The sequence below is a fragment of the Caballeronia jiangsuensis genome, from assembly GCF_046030135.1.
GTDB lineage: Bacteria > Pseudomonadota > Gammaproteobacteria > Burkholderiales > Burkholderiaceae > Caballeronia > Caballeronia jiangsuensis.
On sequence record NZ_JAQQDB010000004.1, the window covers coordinates 146,224 to 164,980 of the forward strand.

Consider the following 18,757-nt stretch of genomic DNA (forward strand, 5'->3'; position numbering starts at 1 on the left):
TTCTACATTGGCGTAGTTATTTTTCCAGTGATAAACCGCAACAAATGAACTTCGTTAGCCATTCGGCCGAGGTATATGCGCATAAAGTCGTCGCAGCCGTGTCGACGGCGACGGAGCCCCGAAGGATCAACCGGGAATTCCCATCCGTGCCCGCCAGACTTTATGCGCATAAAGTCGCCCCCGAGGAGCTCAATCTCAGCCATCACCCCCAAAACAAAATCGCCTATCCTAAGCGCTGACCCAACTGCCGCTCGCGCCGGAGCCGTCATGACCGTTCGCAACCTGGATATTCTGTTCGCGCCGAAATCGATCGCTATCGTGGGGGCTTCGTCGCGCGTGGGCAGCATCGGCGAGATGGTATGGACGCGGACTCAGTGCGCTGGATTCAAAGGCGCTCTTTGGCCGGTCAATCCGAAGCATGAATCGCTGGGCGGCGAGACCGTGTATGCGGACGTCGATGACCTGCCCGAAGCACCGAGCGTCGCCGTGCTCTGCACACGTCCGCGGACGTGGCCGGACCTGGTCGAGCGTCTGGGCCGGCGTGGAACGAAAGCGGTGGTGATCGTCGGCGAAGCGACGCAGCGAGGAAGGGCGTCATCATCGCCGGACAAGCAGCAATCGTTCACCGGCGAAGCGGATGAATGGACCGTTCGTACGCTCGCGGCCGCGCGTCCTTTCCTCGTGCGCATCATCGGGCCTGCCAGTCTCGGTGTGGTGACGCCCGCGATAGGCGCATGTCTCGGCGCGCCCGCATGCAGCGTCAAATCTGGCGGCGTCGCGTGGGTATCCGGATCGAACGCGCTGACGAACGGCGTTCTGGGCTGGGCGCGCGCGCGTGGGCTCGGATTCTCGCGCATCGTCGCGCTCGGTGATGAAGCCGATGTCGATTCCGGCGACATCCTCGACTTCCTCGCGAGCGATGCATCGACGCGTGCAATCCTGCTCGCCATAGAAACCGTCCGCTCGGCGCGCAAGTTCATGTCTGCCGCGCGCGCCGCGGCGCGAAATAAACCTGTGCTCGTGCTTCGCACCGGTCGCGACGATCCGTTCGATCGTCTCTATGGCGCGGCCTTCCGTCGTGCCGGACTCGTCCGTGTCGACTCACTCGACGACCTGCTCGACGAAATCGAAACGCTCGGCATCGGCCGCGTGGCGGCGAGCGATGTCGCGACCGTCATCACGAGCGACCGCGGCGTCGCGACGCTCGCGCAGGACGCGTTCAGCGCGTCGGGCGATGACCTCGCGCATTGGCCGACCGCCGCGCGCGATGCCGTTGCCGCCGCGCTGCCTCGCGCCCGTGCGGGCAACCCGCTTCTTCTCGGCGACGATGCCACACCCGCCGACTTCGGCGCCGCGCTCGAAGCGCTCGCATCGCATCGCGAAACCGGCACCGTGTTCGTCGTGCATGCGCCGACGCACAGCGCGCCCGTCGCGGACGTCGCGCGCATCTTGATCGCCGAGCGGCGTCACGCCTATCGTGGATTGCTGGCGTGCTTTTTCGGTTGCGTCGATGCGGCCACACGCGACGAACTGCACGCGAACGGCATTCCGGTGCACACGACGCCGCATCGGCTTGCACGCGGTTTCGCGCGCCTCGTCGATTTCCGGCAAGGCCGCGAACTGTTGATGCAAACCCCCGACGGCCTCCCCGTCGACATTCCGGAAGAGATCGATGCCGCGCAATGCGAGATTCGCAGCGCACTCGAAAACGGCATCGCCGAATTGAATGGCGAACGTGCGGCGCGCGTGTTCGGTCGCTTCGGCATCACGGTGAAGCCGGGACCGCCCGACTCGCTCACGAGCGACGCCGTCGAAATTCAGACGCGGCTGCTCAATCATCGCGTGTTCGGTCCAGTGTTCGAATTCAGAGCCGAGGGCGCGCTCGGACTCGCGGACGCGCTTCACGAGTTCGCGTTACCGCCGCTCAATCCCGTGCTGGCGCGCGATCTCGTCATGCGTTCGCCGCGCTCGCGCGAGCTGCCCGCCGAGACGCTGCTCAACGCGCTGACCGCGCTATCGCAACTGGTTTGCTATGTCGAGGAAATCGTTGCGCTGCGACTCACCCTGCGCGTCACGCGCGATTCGGTTGCCGTTCACGAGCCGCAGCTCACGCTCGGCGCGCATCGCAAGCCGCTTGCAATCGTGCCGTATCCGCGCTGCCTCGAAGAGACGCTCGACTGGCGCGGTATGCGCGTCACCGTGCGGCCGATTCGCCCCGAAGACGAAGAGGCGCATGCGGCTTTCGTCGCCGCCAATACCGCCGAAGATTTGCGTCTGCGTTTCTTCGGCGCCGTGCGCAGCTTCGATCACTCGCAACTCGCGCGCATGACGCAGATCGACTACGACCGTGAGATGGCGCTGATCGTCACGCGGGCGAATGGCGAAGGCACGGGCGAGACGCTCGGCGTCGCGCGCGCGATTGCGGATCCCGACAACGAGACCGCCGAGTTCGCCGTGGCCGCACGCTCGGATATGAAGGGGAGGGGACTGGGTTCGCTGCTGCTGTCGCGCATCATCGATTACGCGAAGAAGCGCGGCACGCGCTGGATGGTCGGGGAAGCCTTGCGCGAGAACGCCGGCATGATCGCGCTCGCACGCAATACTGGTTTCGAGTTGACGAAGACCGAAGATCCGGGGGTCGTCGGTTTCAGGATGCGACTGTGCGATGCACCAGCACAGCCGCGCGCGGATTAGGCCGCGAGCTTCGTCAGCGCTTCGTCGATCTGGGCGCGCGACAGCGAAAGCTCGTCGAGCAATGCTTCGGCGTACGTACTTCCTGTTTCCTTTTCGAGCCGCGCGATCGTCAATGCGCAACGCGACGTGTCCTTCAATGTCGCGATGAACGGCTTGACCGATTGACCCGACGTGAACGCGTCGAAGAGCGGCACGCGGATGTCATCGGGCAGCGCGCGCGACGTCCACTGATAGGGCTTGCCGTTGTGCGTCAGTTGCGGCGGCAGCATGCGCTCTTTCTTCGCGGCGGGAATCAGGCCGAAGGTGCGCGCTGCATCGCCGATCTGCTCGGCCGAGAAAAGCTCGTCGGGCGTGATGTCGAATTGCGCGATATACGTTTCGATCGCCTGCATCGCGGCCGCGCGATCGTCGCGCGTCTTCTGCGCACGCGCGACGATCTCGCGCAGCTCATCGGCTTCGTCGGACGAGATAGTGAAGTTCGCCTGCTTTTGCTGAAGTTCGGTGAATCGGAGGAATTCGGAATCGGAAAGGAGTTTCGCCATCGGGAGTGCGTCGAATTGAACACGCCGGCACGCTGTACGCAGCGCGCCGGCTTTTTGAGAGGGCCGCCATTCTAACGCGCGACGCCCGCGCCGTTCAGTCGTGCATCATCGAAAGCGATGCCGCGGCGTCTCTCAGCAATGCCGTGACGTCGTCGATCGACGGCGCCACGTATTCATCGATACGTCGCATATATGGGCAGGTGAGGGCGGCGATCGCCTGGCCCGACGGCCCGAGCAGCGGAAAGGTCACGTCCGTCACGCCGAAGGTCTGCTGACTTCCCTTCTGCGAATAGCCGAGTTCGCAAATCCGTTCGTAGTCGGCGTCGAGCACGGCGCGATCCAGCGCAAGCTCGCCTTTGACCTTGGTGTGCTCCGCGAGCATGTGCTCGCGCTGCTCCTCGGTCTGGAACGCGAGCATCACGCGGCCCGAGCCGGTGTCGATCAGGCCGACGCGCGAGCCGAGCCGCACCGAAATGCCCCACGTGCCGGGGCCATCCACCTGCGCGATGACGAGCAGATTGCCGCGATCGTAGACGGCGAGATGCACCGACTGCTCCGCCCCGTCGGCGAAACGCTGCATCACCGGCAACGCTTCGGAGATCAACCGGTTCATCGGCGGATGACGATGCGCGAGCGCATAGAGCTTGAGGCTCAGCGAATAGCGATCGCCCTCGGGCGAGCGCACCACGTACTGTCGCGCGACCAGCCGCTCCAGCATCCGATACATCTCGCTCGCGTTGCGCCCGAGCATCTTCGTGATTTCCGCGCGCGTGAGTCCCGACTTCTGCTCCGAAAGCAATTCCAGGATATCGAGCCCCTTGTCGAGGGCGGGCGCGCGATAGCGGTCAGCGTCGTTGTCTTCCACGTCCATGGGCTGTCTGGGTCGGTTCATGAATTCGCGCGAGTTTAAGCCTTCTGTCAGTCGACGAAAACCGGCTAGGGAAATTACCGACCGGTTTCGCCGCGCGTCGTCCTTGACTTCGGTTTGTGCGTATATGAATAATACGTTCACTGATGAATAGATGCACCGGCAGTTTCCCGAAGCCCCACGTCGCAGTCACGAAGAACCGCACACATCAGGAGACAAACGCATGAGATTCACGAAGACACTCGCCGTCGCCATCGCCGCGATCGGCACCATCGGCCTCGCGCACGCAGCCGAGAGCGGCAAAGTCGGCCTCGGCCTGCCGCTGCTGACATCGCCGTTCTGGCAGTCGTACAACAACTACCTGCCGAAATACGCGAAGGAGATGGGCCTCGACATCCTCGCGCCCGTCAATTCGAACGGCGACCCCGCGCAGCAGATCACCGACATGAACAGCCTGCTGAACCTCGGCGCGAAGGGCATCGTCGTCGGGCCGCTGGATTCGGCGGCGATCAGCCGGGCGCTCGATGCATCGTCGGCGAAGAGCGTGCCGGTCGTCGCGGTGGATGTCGCGCCGACGCAGGGCAAGGTCGCGATGGTCGTGCGCGCCGACAACCGCGCGTACGGCTCGAAGTCGTGCGAGTACATCGGCGAGCATGTGAAGTCGGGCAAGGTCGTGCAGATCATGGGCGATCTGGCGTCGGTGAACGGCCGCGACCGGTCCGAGGCGTTCCGCGAGTGCCTGAAGAAATATCCGTCGCTGAGTCTTCTGGAAATCCCGGCCGCATGGAAGGGCGACGCCGCCGCGACCGCGCTCGACAGCCTGCTGACGGCGAATCCCGATGTGAAGGCGATCTACATGCAGGCGGGCGGCGTCTATCTGTCGCCGACGCTCCAGACGCTGCGGCGCAAGCAACTGCTCGTCAAGGCGGGCGATCCGAAGCACATCGTGATCGTGAGCAATGACGGCATCCCGCAGGAATACGATGCGATCCGCCGCGGCGAAATCGACGCGACCATCTCGCAGCCCGCCGATCTGTACGCGAAGTACGGCCTCTTCTATATCAAGGCGGCGCTCGCCGGACAGACCTTCAAGCCCGGCCCGACGGATCACGGCAGCACGATCGTCCAGCGCGCGCCCGGCATTCTGGAAGACCAGTTGCCCGCGCCGCTCGTGACGAAAGCCAACGTCGACGACAAGTCCCTCTGGGGCAACAACATCAAATGAGCGCGCCCGTGGTGGAAGCGCGTGGGCTGACCAAGCGCTACGGTTCGACGGCGGCGCTGTCGGACGTCACGATGCGCGTTCTGCCCGGCGAGTCGCACGCGCTCGTCGGGCGCAACGGCGCGGGCAAGTCGACGCTCGTCTCGATGATCACCGGCTTGCGCCGTCCCGACGCCGGCGAGATCCGCTTCGGCGGCGAGCCCGCGCCGCCGCTCGCGGATCGCGATGGCTGGCGCGAGCGCGTCGCGTGCGTTTATCAGCATTCGACGATCATCCGCGAGTTGTCGGTCGCCGAGAACCTGTTCATCAACCGGCAACATCGGCGCGGCGGCGTGATCGATTGGCGCACGATGCGCCGTGACGCTCGTGCCTTGCTCGATCACTGGAAGATCGATGTGCGCGAGGACGCGCGCGCCGGCGATCTGACCGTCGAGGCGCGGCAACTCGTCGAGATCGCGCGGGCGCTGTCGTACGGCGCGCGCTTCATCATCCTCGACGAGCCTACTGCACAGTTGGACGGCGACGAAATCAAGCGTCTCTTCAGGCGTATCGAAGAGTTGCAGACAGAAGGTGTCACTTTCCTGTTCATTTCCCATCACTTGCAGGAGGTGTACGAAATCTGTCAGGCGGTGACCGTGCTGCGCGATGCGCGGCATATCGTCAGCGCGCCGGTATCGGCGTTGCCGCGCGACAAGCTGATCGAAGCGATGACGGGCGAAAAGGGCGGTCTCGCCGTCACCGATGCAGCAACGCGTACGCCGTTGCCCGCCGATGCACCGATCGCGCTTTCCGTGTCCGCGCTCTCGGGCGGCGACTACGACGACGTCAGCTTCGACGTGCGACGCGGCGAAGTCATCGGCCTGACGGGCGCGACGACGAGCGGTCGCACGAGCGTCGCGGAAGCCATCGCCGGATTGAAGGCGCAACGCAGCGGCACGATCGCCGTCGACGGCCGCACGCTTACGCCCGGCGAAGTGCCCGGCGCATTGGCGAGCGGCGTCGGTTGCGTACCGAAGGACCGGCATCGCGAAGGTCTCGTGCTCACGCAGTCCGTCGCGGAGAACGCATCGATGACGATCGCGCGCACGCTCGGGCGCTTCGGCATCGCGTCGCCGGCGAAGAAGAACGCGTTCGGGCGCCGCATGATCGCGGCGCTCGGCATCAAGACGCAAGGGCCGGAGCATGTCGTGTCGGGCCTGTCGGGCGGCAATCAGCAAAAAGTGGTGATGGCGCGCGCGCTTGCGACCGATCCGAACGTGCTCGTGCTCATCGATCCGACCGCGGGCGTAGACGTGAAATCGAAGGAAGCGCTGCTCGGCGTCGTCGAACGCGTGCGCGAGGAAGGCAAGGCGGTGCTCGTCGTCTCCGGCGAACTCGACGATCTGCGCACCTGCGACCGCGTCCTCGTGATGTTCCGTGGCGCGATCGCCGCCGAATTCCCTGCCGGTTGGCAGGACCATGAACTCATCGCATCCGTCGAAGGAGTGAGTCTCCATGAAGCATGACGTTTCCAGTTCCGCGATGGCCGGCCTGCCGATGCAGCGTCAGCGTCCGCGCATCGAGCTCGCGCGGTTTCGCGATCTCGCGCTTTTGCCCGCACTCGCGCTGCTGCTCGCGATCGGCGCGTTCGTCAGCCCGAGCTTTCTGACGCAGGCGAATCTGATCAGCATTCTCGGCGCGTCGGCGGCGCTCGCGCTCGTCGTGCTCGCCGAATCGCTGATCGTGCTGACGGGCAAGTTCGATTTGTCGCTCGAATCGACGGTCGGCATCGCGCCCGCCGTCGGCGCGATGCTCGTGATGCCCGCGGCATCGGCGGGCTTCGGTCTCGAGTGGCCGGCTGCCGCCGGTCTCGCGGCGATCGTGGTGGTCGGCGCGCTGATCGGCTTCGTCAACGGCTTTCTGGTCGTGCGGCTGCGCCTGAACGCGTTCATCGTCACGCTCGCGATGCTGATCGTGTTGCGCGGGATGCTCGTCGGCGCGACGAAGGGCGGCACGCTGTTCGACATGCCGCCGTCGTTCTTCACGCTCGCGACGACGCTCGTGCTCGGCCTGCCCGTCTCCGTGTGGCTCGCGGCGGCGGCGTTCGCGGCCGCCGCGTTCATGCTGCGCTACCACCGCCTCGGACGCGCGCTCTACGCGATCGGCGGCAATCCGGAAGCGGCGCGCGCGGCGGGCATTCGCGTCGAGCGCATCACGTGGGGCGTGTTCGTTCTGGGCAGCGTGCTCGCGTCGATCGGCGGGCTGGTCGTCACGGGCTATGTCGGCGCGATCAACGCGAATCAGGGCAACGGCATGATCTTCACGGTGTTCGCCGCGGCGGTCATCGGCGGCATCTCGCTCGATGGCGGCAAGGGCACGATGCTCGGCGCACTGTCGGGGGTTTTGCTGCTGGGCGTCGTGCAAAACCTCCTGACACTTGCGCAAGTTCCTTCGTTCTGGATTCAGGCGATCTACGGCGCGATCATCCTCGGCTCGCTGATGGTCGCGCGAATCGCGGGCGGCGAAGCGCAAAACTGACGATATCGACGATGCAAAAAACCACCGACCCGCGCCTCATTCTGCTGAGTCCGGAAGACAACTGCCTGATCGCCGGCGCGCGTTTGCCGGCTGGCGAAACGCTGATGATCGAAGGCGAGTCCGTCACGCTCGCGACGACCATCGAACTCGCGCACAAGCTCGCGCGGCGGGCGTTGTCGAAGGACGAAAAGGTGCTGCGCTACGGCGCGATCATCGGCCACGTGAATGCCGATGTCGCGTGCGGCGAGCATCTGCATACGCACAATCTGGAAAGCGACTACATCCCGACATATACGCACGACGCCGGGCACGCTTACGTACAGCACTGAAGAACACTCATGAACAGTCCCGCACTGCAAGGCTATCTCCGCGCGGATGGCAGGAAGGGCATCCGCAATGTCGTCGCGGTGGCGTATCTCGTCGAATGCGCGCATCACGTCGCGCGCGAGATCGTCACGCATTTCCGGCCATCGTTCGATGATTTCGATTCCTTCGATCCTCAAGCCGAATCGCCCGTACATCTGATCGGCTTTCCGGGCTGCTATCCGAACAGCTACGCCGAAAAAATGCTGGAGCGCATCTGCACGCATCCGAACGTCGGCGCGGTGCTGTTCGTATCGCTCGGTTGCGAGAGCATGAACAAGCACTATCTCGCCGATGCCGTGCGCGCGAGCGGGCGCCCCGCCGCCGTGCTGACGATCCAGGAAAAAGGCGGCACGCGCAGCACGATCCAGAACGGACTCGACTGGGTGTGCGAGGCGCGCGCGACGCTCGCGGCGCAACAGAAGGTGCCGATGGCGCTCGACGAACTGATCGTCGGCACGATTTGCGGCGGCTCGGACGGCACGAGCGGCATCACGGCGAATCCGGCGGTGGGCCGCGCATTCGATGCGTTCATCGATGCGGGCGCGTCGTGCGTCTTCGAGGAAACGGGCGAGCTCGTCGGCTGCGAATTCCATATGAAGCGCCGCGCGGCGCGGCCCGAACTCGGCGACGCGATCGTCGAATGCGTGCAGAAGGCCGCGCGCTATTACACGACGATGGGCCACGGCTCCTTCTCCGTCGGCAATGCGGACGGCGGGCTGACGACGCAGGAAGAGAAATCGCTCGGCGCGTATTCGAAGAGCGGCGCGTCGCCGATCGTCGGCATCATCAAGCCGGGCGATGTGCCGCCGACGGGCGGGCTCTATCTGCTCGATGTCGTTCCCGATGGCGAACCGCGCTTCGGCTTTCCCAATATCAGCGACAACGCGGAGATCGGCGAGCTGATCGCGTGCGGCTGTCACGTCATCCTCTTCACGACGGGGCGCGGCTCGGTGGTCGGCTCGGCGATATCGCCGGTCATCAAGGTTTGCGCGAATCCATCGACGTATCGCAATCTGTCCGGCGACATGGACGTCGACGCCGGCCGTATCCTCGAAGGCCGCGCGACGCTCGACGAAGTAGGGCGCGAAGTTTTCGATGTCACGGTTGCGGTGGCGGCGGGCGCGGCGTCGAAGTCGGAGGCGCTCGGGCATCAGGAATTCATCCTGACTTACAAAACCTTCGAACCGGTTGGGCCCGCGTGTTTGCCCGGCGGCACGGGACGCGTTACTGTGGCGTCTCGCACCGTGGAGATCGTTTCAAACTGAACGTATCGACTGAGGGTCGCACACATGACTGGAGACACGCAGGCAGTTTCGCGCCGGCGCAAGATCGGCCGCACGGCGCTGGAAGTCACGGCGCTGTCGCTCGGCACCGCGCCGCTCGGCGGGCTGTATCACGAACTGACGGAAGACGAGGCGCGCGCAACCGTCGATGCCGCGTGGCACGCCGGCATCCGCTGCTTCGATACCGCGCCGCACTATGGTCACACGAAGGCGGAGCATCGTCTGGGCGATGCCCTGCGGCGCCATCCGCGCGGCGATTTCGTCATCTCGACGAAAGTCGGCCGGCGCTTCGTCCCGCGCACGACGCCCGACGACGGCAGCGAAGGCTGGGCCGCGCCGCTGCCCTTCCAGGCGATCTACGACTACACCTACGACGGCATCATCCGCTCGTTCGAAGACAGCCAGATGCGGCTCGGCATGATCGATATCGACATCGTGCTGATTCACGACATCGGTCGCGTCACGCATGGCGAGAAGAACGCCCAGTACTGGAAGCAACTCACCGACGAAGGCGGTTTTCGCGCGCTCGAAGAGTTGAAGAAGTCGCGCGGCGTGAAGGCGGTGGGCCTCGGCGTGAACGAAGGCGCGGCGGTGATGGAAGCGATGGCCGAATTCGATATCGACTGCGCATTGCTCGCAGGCCGCTACACGCTGCTCGAACAAAACACGCTCGACGATCTTCTGCCCGAATGCGAAAAACGCGGCGTGAGTATCCTGCTCGGCGGCGCGTTCAACTCGGGCATTCTCGCGCGCGGTCTCGATGCCAACGCGCACGGCGATCTCAAGTTCAACTACGGCGATGCGCCGAAGGACATCGTCGAGCGCGTCGGCAAACTGGAGCGTGTATGCCGTGCGCATGGCGTCGCGCTGGCGGCCGCGGCCATCCAGTTTCCTTATGCGCATAAAGTCGTGGCCACGGTGCTGATGGGCGCGCGCACGCCGGATGAAGTGCGCGAAAACGCGGCATCGTTCGCGACGCCGATTCCGCCTGCGCTATGGGACGCGTTGCGCGCAGAAGGTCTGCTTCAGGCGAACGCGCCGGTGCCGCGATGAATATCGACTCGCATCAGCATTACTGGGATCCATCGCGCGGCGACTATGGATGGCTCACGCCGGACATGAAGCCGCTCTTTCGCGTATTCGGTCCCGACGATCTCGCGCCGCTTCGCGAGGCGGTCGGTGTTCAACGAACCGTCGTCGTTCAGGCTGCGCCGACGCTCGACGAAACGCGCTATCTGCTCGACCTCGCGCGCGATGACGAATCGATCGCGGGTGTCGTCGGCTGGGTTCCGCTCGATTCGCCCGATGCACCGAAGTTCATCGACGAATTCGCACGCGAGCCGAAGTTCAAAGCCGTGCGCCCGATGCTGCAGGACCTGCCCGACGATACGTGGATCGCACACGCGCCGCGCGAGGACGCGATCGAGCGCCTCATCGACCTCGATCTCGCCTTCGACGCGTTGATCTTCGCGCGGCATGTGCCCTCGTTGATCGAATTCGTGGAGCGATATCCGAGCTTGCGCGTCGTGGTCGATCATGGCGCGAAGCCACCGATCCGCGATGGCCTCGCATCAGACTGGCAACCCTGGGCCGATGGCATCGCGCAACTCGCCGCCTTGCCGCAAAGACTTCATTGCAAGCTCTCCGGCCTCGCGACCGAATCCGGTGAAAACTGGACCGACGAAACCTTGAAACCCTACGTCGCGCATCTTCTCGAACATTTCGGCTCCGAGCGTCTGATGTGGGGCAGCGACTGGCCCGTGCTCGACATGAACGGCAGTTACACTGCATGGCACAGCACGGCCCAAAACCTCACGTCGCATCTCGAAAAACCCGATCAGGCCGGGATTTTCGGCGCGAACGCCCGCGCGTTCTACCGTCTCTGAAACGGCTGATATACCCGGCATGTCTCAAAAACACTTTCGACTGGAGCAGTAGATGGTACAAAGACTGGCAGGCAAGACGGCGCTGATCACGGCGGCGGGACAAGGCATCGGGCTCGCGACGGCCGAGCTTTTCGCAGCGCAGGGCGCGCGCGTGATCGCGACGGATATCCGCACGGAATCGCTCGAGGGGAAGTCTTTCGACGTACATCGGCTCGACGTGCGCGATCCGCAGGCGATCAACGCGCTGGCCGACGAAATCGGCGCGATCGACGTGCTCTTCAACTGCGCGGGCTACGTGCACGCCGGCTCGATTCTCGAAGCCAGCGAGGACGACTGGGATTTCGCCTTCGATCTGAACGCGAAGGCGATGTATCGTACGATTCGCGCGTTCCTGCCGAAGATGCTGGAAAAAGGCGGCGGCTCGATCATCAACATGTCGTCGGCGGCGTCGAGCGTGAAGGGCGTGCCGAACCGCTTCGTGTACGGTGCGTCGAAGGCGGCCGTGATCGGGCTGACGAAGTCCGTCGCCGCCGATTTCGTCACGCGCGGCATCCGCTGCAACGCGATCTGTCCCGGCACGGTGGAATCGCCGTCGCTGAAGGACCGCATCGCGGAGCAGGCGAAGGCGCAGGGCGCGAGCGTCGATCAGATTCAGGCGGCGTTCGTCGCGCGCCAGCCGATGGGGCGCGTCGGCCGCGCCGAAGAGATCGCGGCGCTGGCGCTCTATCTCGGGTCGGACGAATCGTCGTTCACGACGGGCCAGATTCATGTCATCGATGGCGGCTGGTCGAACTGACCGCCCTCATTCTTTTTCCGAACCAGGAGGATCAAACCAGATGAAACTGCTTCGTTACGGCCCCAAGGGTCAGGAAAAACCGGGTCTGCTGGACGCCGAGGGCCAGATTCGCGACCTGTCGAAGGTCGTCGATGACATCGCGGGCGCGACGCTGACCGAAGCGGGCCTGGCGAAACTGCGCGCAACCGATATCGCGTCGCTGCCCGTGGTCGACGGCAAGCCGCGCATCGGGCCGTGCGTGGGGCGTGTCGGCAAGTTCGTGTGCATCGGGCTGAATTATGCGGATCACGCCGCCGAATCGAATCTGCCGGTGCCGACCGAGCCGGTCATCTTCAACAAATGGACGAGCGCGATCAACGGCCCGGACGACGACGTCGAAATTCCGCGCAACTCGGTCAAGACCGACTGGGAAGTCGAACTGGGCGTCGTGATCGGCAAGGAAGCGAAGTACGTCGACGAAGCGAACGCGCTCGATTACGTCGCGGGCTATTGCGTGATCAACGATGTCTCCGAGCGCGAATGGCAGCTCGAGCACGGCACGCAATGGGACAAGGGCAAGGGCTTCGACACGTTCGGCCCGATCGGCCCGTGGCTCGTCACGAAGGACGAAGTCGCCGATCCGCAGAAGCTCGATCTGTGGCTCGAAGTCGACGGCAAGCGCTATCAGAACGGCAACACGAAGACGATGGTCTTCACGGTCGCGCAACTGGTCGCGTATCTGTCGAAGGTGATGAGCCTGCAGCCGGGCGACGTCATTTCGACGGGCACGCCGCCGGGCGTCGGCATGGGCGTGAAGCCGAACGCGGTGTATCTGAAGGCCGGCCAGACGGTGCGCCTGGGCATTCAGGGACTCGGCGAGCAGACGCAGAAGACCGTCGCCGCGCAGTAACGCGCACGCGCACAGCCAACAAAAAACCTCGCCGCGGCGAGGTTTTTTGCGTTGGAGGACGGAGATTGAAGAATCAGGCGTGAAATACCGGTTCGGCGGGGACGCCTTCGCTGATGCGCGTGATCGTGCCCTGCGCGACCGCGACGAGCCGCTCGGCGCCGCCGTCGGTGACGAAGACGTCGCACTGGCAGGTCGCCTGCGTCATGCCCGCATGGACGACGCGGGCGCGGGCCATCAGCGTGCCCGACACGGCCGGACGCAGATAGTTGATCTTGTACTCGCCCGTGACGACCTTCGGCCCGAGGCGCAGCGCGCCCGCGAAGGTCAGCGCGTTGTCCACGAGATAACTCACCACCCCGCCGTGTACGAAGCCGTGTTGTTGCCTTAGCTCATCCCTGATGGTCAGGCACAGCGTGAGACTCGCTGAATCGACCTGCATCAGCTTGGTTCCGAGCAAGGCGCTGAACGGTTGCGCATTCAGCGCACCGCGCGCGATATCGACGATTTCGGCCATTCGGACACTCCTTGGGTGGGTTCGGTGCCGTCCTGCAAAGACAATAGGAAGCGTTCGCGCGCACTGCAAGGAAGTCCGGCAAAAAATGTGCAATGGTGCGTTTTGGCTGACCTGCACGCCGCGCCGATGAAGTCGCGCGAAGGGCTTCGCATTGGATGCATCCGCATAGACCCGCCTTCGGGCAAACGATTCAAGCTTTTCGGCGCGACTGCCGTAAACCCGCACTGTCCCCGCACTGGCGGGCCTCATTTCGGAAAGCGTGGGTGCAAGTGATGTTCGGAAAGATCAAGGTTTCATCGGGTTTGCTCGCAGTACTGGTGGTGTTCTGTCTCTTTCAGCTGGTGACCGAAGGGCTCGGCTTCTGGTCGCTCTCGCGTACGCATGACGATGTCGGCAGCCTGTCCGATATCGCCTTGAAGCAGGTCAACGCGGTCAACAAGACCACGCAGCATCTGATGGATGCGCGCATCAACCTTTCGCGCGCGGGCACGCGCATGGTGCGCGGCGGCACCGAGCCGACGGAAATCGTTCAGCACGCGCGCGAGCAGATCGCGGCGGCCGACAAGTCGTTCACCGCGTTCCTGAACGCGCCGAAGACCGGCGAGGAAAACACCGCGCGCACGACCGCGCTCCAGGCGAAATACGCCGAATATTCGAAGGCGCTGAGCGAACTCGTCCAGTATCTCGACGCCGGCAATATCCAGGCGTTCCTCGATCAGCCGACGCAGGGTTTCCAGGACCGCTATCTCGCGGAACAGCAGAACTTCGTCAATTTCGGCGATGAAGCGGGACGCGGCTATCTCTCGTCGATCGACACGCGTTATGCGTGGTTCCGCGCGGTGGGCATCGTAATTCTGGTGGCGCTCGTCGCGGGGATCGCGCTCGTGCACGTCGCGCTGCGCCGTGGCGTGATTCAGCCGCTGGAGGAAGCGGGCCGCCATTTCGAGCGCATTTCGAACGGGCGTCTGGACGAGCGCATCGAAGATCGCGGCACGAACGAGATCGGCCGCCTGTTCGCGGGACTCGCGACCATGCAGGCAAGCGTCGCGAGCACCGTGAAGACCGTGCGCGAGACGTCCGATTCCATCAACTTCGGCGCCGATGAAATCGCGAGCGGCAACGCCGATCTGTCCGCGCGCACGGAGAATCAGGCGGCTTCGCTCGAAGAAACCGCATCGAGCATGGAAGAGCTGACGGCGACGGTGCGTCAGAACGCGGAGCACGCACGCGAGGCGAACACGCTCGCGGGCGAAGCGCTGAACGCGACTTCGCGCGGTTCGAGCGTGGTGGACGATGTCGTCGAGAAGATGCGCGGCATCGCGTCGAGTTCGGACAAGATCGCGGAGATCATCTCGGTCATCGACGGCATCGCGTTCCAGACCAACATCCTCGCATTGAACGCGGCCGTCGAGGCGGCGCGCGCGGGCGAGCAGGGGCGCGGCTTCGCGGTCGTGGCGGGCGAAGTGCGCGGCCTCGCGCAGCGCTCGGCGCAATCGGCGAAGGAAATCAAGGAACTGATCGGCGAATCGGTCGCGCAGGTAAGCGACGGCTCCGTGCTCGTCGAGCGCGCGGGCGCGGCGATGCGTGAAGTATCGGCGTCGATTTCGCGCGTCACGCAGATGATGGCGGAGATCAGCGCGTCGTCATTGGAGCAGAGCGTGGGCATCGAGCAGGTCAATCAGGCCGTCACGCAGATGGACGAAATGACCCAGCAGAATGCGGCGCTCGTCGAACAGGCCGCGGCGGCCGCGTCGTCGCTGCACGAGCAGACGCGGCAACTGAAGGCGGCTGTCTCGGTGTTCCAGCTCGCCTGAGCGGGCTCAGAGCGGCAGCGCCGCGTACGACGTCGCGAGGTGATACGGCGTCGTCGACGGCATTTCGGCGCGGCTGATCTCGCCCTGCGCCGAGCGGCATTCGACCCAGCCGGTTCCATGCAGAAAGCGCGCGCGAAAACGCTCGATCTGCGCGCCGACGGCATCGCCGCGCGTGGCAAGCGCGCGTAGATACTCGGTCTGCGCCCAGATACGCTGCGTGCCGTCGATCACATGGCCGGCTTCGTCGATGGCGGCTACCACGCCGCCTGTTTCCTTATCGACGCCCCATTGCCGGGCGAAATCGAACGCGCGCGCGAGTCCTTCGTTGAGCCCTGCCGCCTCGAACGCGGGATGTCCGCTGCCGAGCGCCAGAAAGTACCACTCGAACTGATGACCCGGCTCCAGCCGGTTGCCCGCCGTGCCCATCGGCAATTCGGCGATGGAACCGCTCGGCGCGTGCACGAACGCGTCCGCGACGGATTGCGCGAGCAGCGCGAGACGCCGGTCGTAGGCGGCGTCGCCGGTTGCGTCGCGCGCGGCGAGCCACGCTTCGGCGAGATGCATGAGCGGATTCTGCAACGGCGTTTCGATCGTCGCGCCGAAATCCTCGGCAAGCACCGCGTTCAGCAGATCGCCGCCGCTCGAAAAGCGCACTTCGATGAGTCGCGACGTTTCATCGAGCAGCGCGAAGGCGTCGGCGGAACCGCTCTTCTTCGCGTAATGCGCGCACGCGAAAACGACGAACGCATGCGTGTAGAGATCCTTTTGACGCTCCAGCGGCGCGCCGCTTGCATCCACGCTGTAGAACCATCCGCCGTTTTGCTTGTCCTGAAAATAGTGCCGTAGCGATTCGAAGAGCGTTGCGGCGTGCGCGAGATCGCCGGCTTCCGAGAACACGAATAGCTGGCGCGCGCAGGCCATCGCGCGATAACGCTTGGGCGGCAGCGGCGCGTGATCGCCCGGCGCGACGGCTTCATACGCGAGGCCGAGCCTCGCATTGAAACCGGGCCCGCGCCATATGGGCAGCACGGTGTTCGCGTAATGCGCGCGCAACTGCGCGGCGGAGTTCGGGTTCGTCGATTGCATGAACGACGAAGCGTTCGATTGCTGATCCTGCATGAGAACACTCTTATTGTTTCGAGGGGCGCGCAGCCTTGCGCGGCACACGCAACTGGAAAGAATAGCAAACGCGGCCCGAAGCGCGACGCGTCTTTGGGCTTCTCACCGCGAGGAGGACTAAAACATGTTGGGAAATATGGAACTGGTGTCGCGACTCGTGATGGCCGCCGCGCTCGGCAGCGTGATCGGCTTCGAGCGCGAGCGCCTCTCATGGGCGGCCGGGCTGCGGACGCACATGCTCGTGTGCGTCGGTTCGGCGCTCATCATGATCGTGTCGGCGTACGGCTTCGCGGATGCGCTGAAGTACGAACACGTCGTGCTCGATCCGTCGCGGGTCGCGGCGCAGGTCGTGTCGGGCATCGGCTTTCTCGGCGCAGGCTCGATCCTGCTGCGCGGGGAAATCGTCCGCGGGCTGACGACGGCCGCGAGCCTCTGGTCGGTGGCGGCGATCGGGCTGGCGGTCGGCGGCGGACTCTACACGGCGTCGATCGCGGCGACGGCGATCATCCTGATCATCCTCGCGGGCATCAAGCCGCTCGAACGCCGCTTCATCAGCGTGAAGCAGCGCCGGCAACTGACGATGCTCGTCGATCGCGGCTCGCTCTCGTTTCATGCGCTGCACGAGGCGCTCGGGCCCGGCAGCGTGCGCGTGAAGCAGTTCGTCGTGCAGCAAAGCGACGATTCGCCCGATCTGGACGAGGTACGGGTGGAATTGTCGCGCGCATCGGCGATGGAATATCAGGCGATCTGCGAACGTTTGCGGCAACTCGACGTGGTGCGCGAGTTTCGCGAGGACGATGCGACCTGAAATCGCCGTCAGGATGCTGGTTTGCGCACGCGGCCATGCGACAATGCGGCCTCTCGAAATAATCGCCGAAGCGCCGGTGTGCCTCGTGCGCCGGCCATAGAGGCCGCCGCCTTTCGAACCTATGCCAGATTCCGCAGTAAAGAGAGATCCCGACGCGCGCCGGGGCGACTCGGCCGCACCGTCCCGTCGCCGGCGCGCAGCGCAAACGCATGAAGTGCAGGTCACGCAAGTCAGTGTCGATACCGAAAAGAAGCTTGCCCGCGCCGCGCGCTCGGCGCAGCGTCTCGCGCAGTTGAGCGAAGGCGCGCGCGGCGGCGAAACGCTCGACCTGTTCGCCGAAGACGCCGAACGTGCGCATCTTCAGGCGATGAACACCGATATCCGCCAGGGCACCTTCGAAGGTTTCGAGTTGCCGGATGTGTTTCTCGCGGCGGTGCAATCGAATGGGGGAACGGCGTCGCCGGGAGGCAATTCGGCCGATTCCACTGTCGCGAAACGCACGGCGCGCGCAAGCGTGACCGCGCTCGCGCCGGCGCAGGGCCTGTTTCAGGACGATTTGCCCGATGTCGATACACCGCGGCCGGACGAGAGTAGATCCGCCGGGAAGACCGGCGCGATGGCCGCTACCGCGACGCGATCGGCGAGCATCAGTACTTGCGTCGCTCCGGAGAGTGCAGCGCCGTCGCCGGCTGTGCTCGCGTCCGCGCTGATCGCGAGCGATCGACGTGATCGCGGAGATCGTGGGGAACGCAACGCCGCTGAGCCGCTCGCGAAGGCCAGCGCCCGCGACGTCGTCGCGCCCGAACTCGACCGCGCCCGCGCGACGGCGTTCGCGGACACCATCGACGCGCTCTATGCGGTGATCGCCGAGCAGCGCACGTCCGCCGCGGCGCACTCGCGTCGCATGAAGACGATGCTGACGATCATCGTCTGCGTGATGCTCGTCACGGTGGCGACCGGCATCGCGCAGACGGCCGTGCTGCTGCGCATGAGCCGCGACGGCAAGCTGCAACAGGACCGCACGGAGCAGTTGATGCTCAACCAGCAGGCGACGCTCGCTTCGCTGTTCGACACCGATTCCGCGACCGTCGGCATGCAACGCGCGCCCGGAATTGCGCGCGATTCCGAGGACGCCTCGCCGATACAGCCGGTTAGCGCCGCGCAGCCTGATTCCGCGCCTAAAAAACACGTTCGGCACGCGCATCACCACGCCATTTCCTCCGCACGCTGATCCCCGCTGTCACATTCCCGCGACACCGCGCTCTGCGGCGGCGTGTCGCGGCTTCGTTCGCCTTGTCATCCGATGTCCGCCACACGGCCTTTTCCGGCCCGTCCCTCTTTTTCGAATAGCCCAAATCGGCAATTTGGTAGAAAAACTACCAGTTTTCTTCCAAGAAATGTTGCATTGCACTAGAAATTGCTTAGGGGTAACCCTATAA

Annotated in this window: 17 protein-coding genes; 13 read left to right on the top strand and 4 right to left on the bottom strand. The window is 64.7% G+C overall.

What is annotated here, in order from left to right; all coding sequences use genetic code 11:
• Positions 1-267: 267 nt before the first annotated feature.
• Positions 268-2,694: a bifunctional acetate--CoA ligase family protein/GNAT family N-acetyltransferase gene (locus tag PQR08_RS05900; RefSeq protein WP_250485223.1), complete on the top strand. Its 2,427-nt coding sequence runs from the start codon at positions 268-270 to the stop codon at positions 2,692-2,694.
• Here PQR08_RS05900 and PQR08_RS05905 read toward each other — a convergent pair.
• Together PQR08_RS05905 and PQR08_RS05910 are read right to left on the bottom strand one after the other, a co-directional pair.
• Positions 2,691-3,236: a hypothetical protein gene (locus PQR08_RS05905; protein ID WP_250485224.1), complete on the bottom strand. Its 546-nt coding sequence runs from the start codon at positions 3,234-3,236 to the stop codon at positions 2,691-2,693. The genes PQR08_RS05900 and PQR08_RS05905 overlap by 4 nt on opposite strands.
• 94 nt (positions 3,237-3,330) lie before the next feature.
• Positions 3,331-4,107: an IclR family transcriptional regulator gene (locus PQR08_RS05910; RefSeq protein ID WP_408161105.1), complete on the bottom strand. Its 777-nt coding sequence runs from the start codon at positions 4,105-4,107 to the stop codon at positions 3,331-3,333.
• Between the two features lie 220 nt (positions 4,108-4,327).
• Between PQR08_RS05910 and PQR08_RS05915 the strand changes: the two genes are divergently transcribed.
• From PQR08_RS05915 to PQR08_RS05955, 9 genes are read left to right on the top strand one after another with little or no spacing between them, the layout of a single operon-like run.
• Positions 4,328-5,329, top strand: coding sequence for a sugar ABC transporter substrate-binding protein (locus tag PQR08_RS05915; RefSeq protein ID WP_035502729.1), 1,002 nt, complete (start codon positions 4,328-4,330; stop codon positions 5,327-5,329).
• A complete protein-coding gene (locus PQR08_RS05920; protein ID WP_250485225.1) occupies positions 5,326-6,831 on the top strand; it encodes a sugar ABC transporter ATP-binding protein in 1,506 nt (501 codons plus the stop codon). Before PQR08_RS05915 ends, PQR08_RS05920 begins: the two co-directional genes overlap by 4 nt.
• Entirely contained in the window at positions 6,821-7,843 is a 1,023-nt protein-coding gene (locus PQR08_RS05925) for an ABC transporter permease (protein ID WP_035502724.1), read from the top strand. Before PQR08_RS05920 ends, PQR08_RS05925 begins: the two co-directional genes overlap by 11 nt.
• 11 nt (positions 7,844-7,854) lie before the next feature.
• On the top strand, positions 7,855-8,172 hold the full coding sequence (locus PQR08_RS05930; protein ID WP_035502721.1) for a UxaA family hydrolase: 318 nt from the start codon (positions 7,855-7,857) through the stop codon (positions 8,170-8,172).
• A gap of 9 nt (positions 8,173-8,181) precedes the next feature.
• Positions 8,182-9,474 (top strand): UxaA family hydrolase, encoded by a 1,293-nt coding sequence (locus PQR08_RS05935; RefSeq protein WP_250485226.1) that lies wholly within the window; start codon positions 8,182-8,184, stop codon positions 9,472-9,474.
• Positions 9,475-9,498: 24 nt separating this feature from the next.
• Positions 9,499-10,545 (top strand): aldo/keto reductase, encoded by a 1,047-nt coding sequence (locus PQR08_RS05940; protein ID WP_250485227.1) that lies wholly within the window; start codon positions 9,499-9,501, stop codon positions 10,543-10,545.
• Positions 10,542-11,378: an amidohydrolase family protein gene (locus PQR08_RS05945; protein ID WP_250485228.1), complete on the top strand. Its 837-nt coding sequence runs from the start codon at positions 10,542-10,544 to the stop codon at positions 11,376-11,378. The genes PQR08_RS05940 and PQR08_RS05945 overlap by 4 nt, the downstream gene beginning before the upstream one ends.
• Before the next feature lie 52 nt (positions 11,379-11,430).
• Positions 11,431-12,174 (top strand): SDR family oxidoreductase, encoded by a 744-nt coding sequence (locus PQR08_RS05950; protein WP_187605396.1) that lies wholly within the window; start codon positions 11,431-11,433, stop codon positions 12,172-12,174.
• A gap of 40 nt (positions 12,175-12,214) precedes the next feature.
• Positions 12,215-13,063, top strand: a complete 849-nt coding sequence (locus tag PQR08_RS05955) for an ureidoglycolate lyase (protein ID WP_035502710.1) — start codon at positions 12,215-12,217, stop codon at positions 13,061-13,063.
• 73 nt (positions 13,064-13,136) lie between these two features.
• Here the strand turns inward: PQR08_RS05955 and PQR08_RS05960 are convergent, their stop codons facing one another.
• The gene (locus PQR08_RS05960) at positions 13,137-13,577 is read right to left on the bottom strand and encodes a PaaI family thioesterase (RefSeq protein WP_187605394.1); all 441 of its coding nucleotides are present in this window, start codon (positions 13,575-13,577) and stop codon (positions 13,137-13,139) included.
• Positions 13,578-13,849: 272 nt separating this feature from the next.
• On the opposite strand from PQR08_RS05960, the gene PQR08_RS05965 reads away from it, so the two are divergent.
• Positions 13,850-15,391 (top strand): methyl-accepting chemotaxis protein, encoded by a 1,542-nt coding sequence (locus PQR08_RS05965; RefSeq protein ID WP_250485270.1) that lies wholly within the window; start codon positions 13,850-13,852, stop codon positions 15,389-15,391.
• Between the two features lie 6 nt (positions 15,392-15,397).
• Here PQR08_RS05965 and PQR08_RS05970 read toward each other — a convergent pair whose 3' ends face one another.
• Positions 15,398-16,510 carry an AGE family epimerase/isomerase gene (locus PQR08_RS05970; RefSeq protein ID WP_250485229.1) on the bottom strand — a complete coding sequence of 371 codons (1,113 nt, stop codon included), beginning with the start codon at positions 16,508-16,510 and terminating at the stop codon, positions 15,398-15,400.
• A gap of 124 nt (positions 16,511-16,634) precedes the next feature.
• Between PQR08_RS05970 and PQR08_RS05975 the strand changes: the two genes are divergently transcribed.
• Entirely contained in the window at positions 16,635-17,318 is a 684-nt protein-coding gene (locus PQR08_RS05975; protein ID WP_187605392.1) for an MgtC/SapB family protein, read from the top strand.
• A 214-nt stretch (positions 17,319-17,532) separates the two neighbouring features.
• The gene (locus PQR08_RS05980) at positions 17,533-18,549 is read left to right on the top strand and encodes a hypothetical protein (protein ID WP_250485230.1); all 1,017 of its coding nucleotides are present in this window, start codon (positions 17,533-17,535) and stop codon (positions 18,547-18,549) included.
• Positions 18,550-18,757 lie beyond the last annotated feature (208 nt).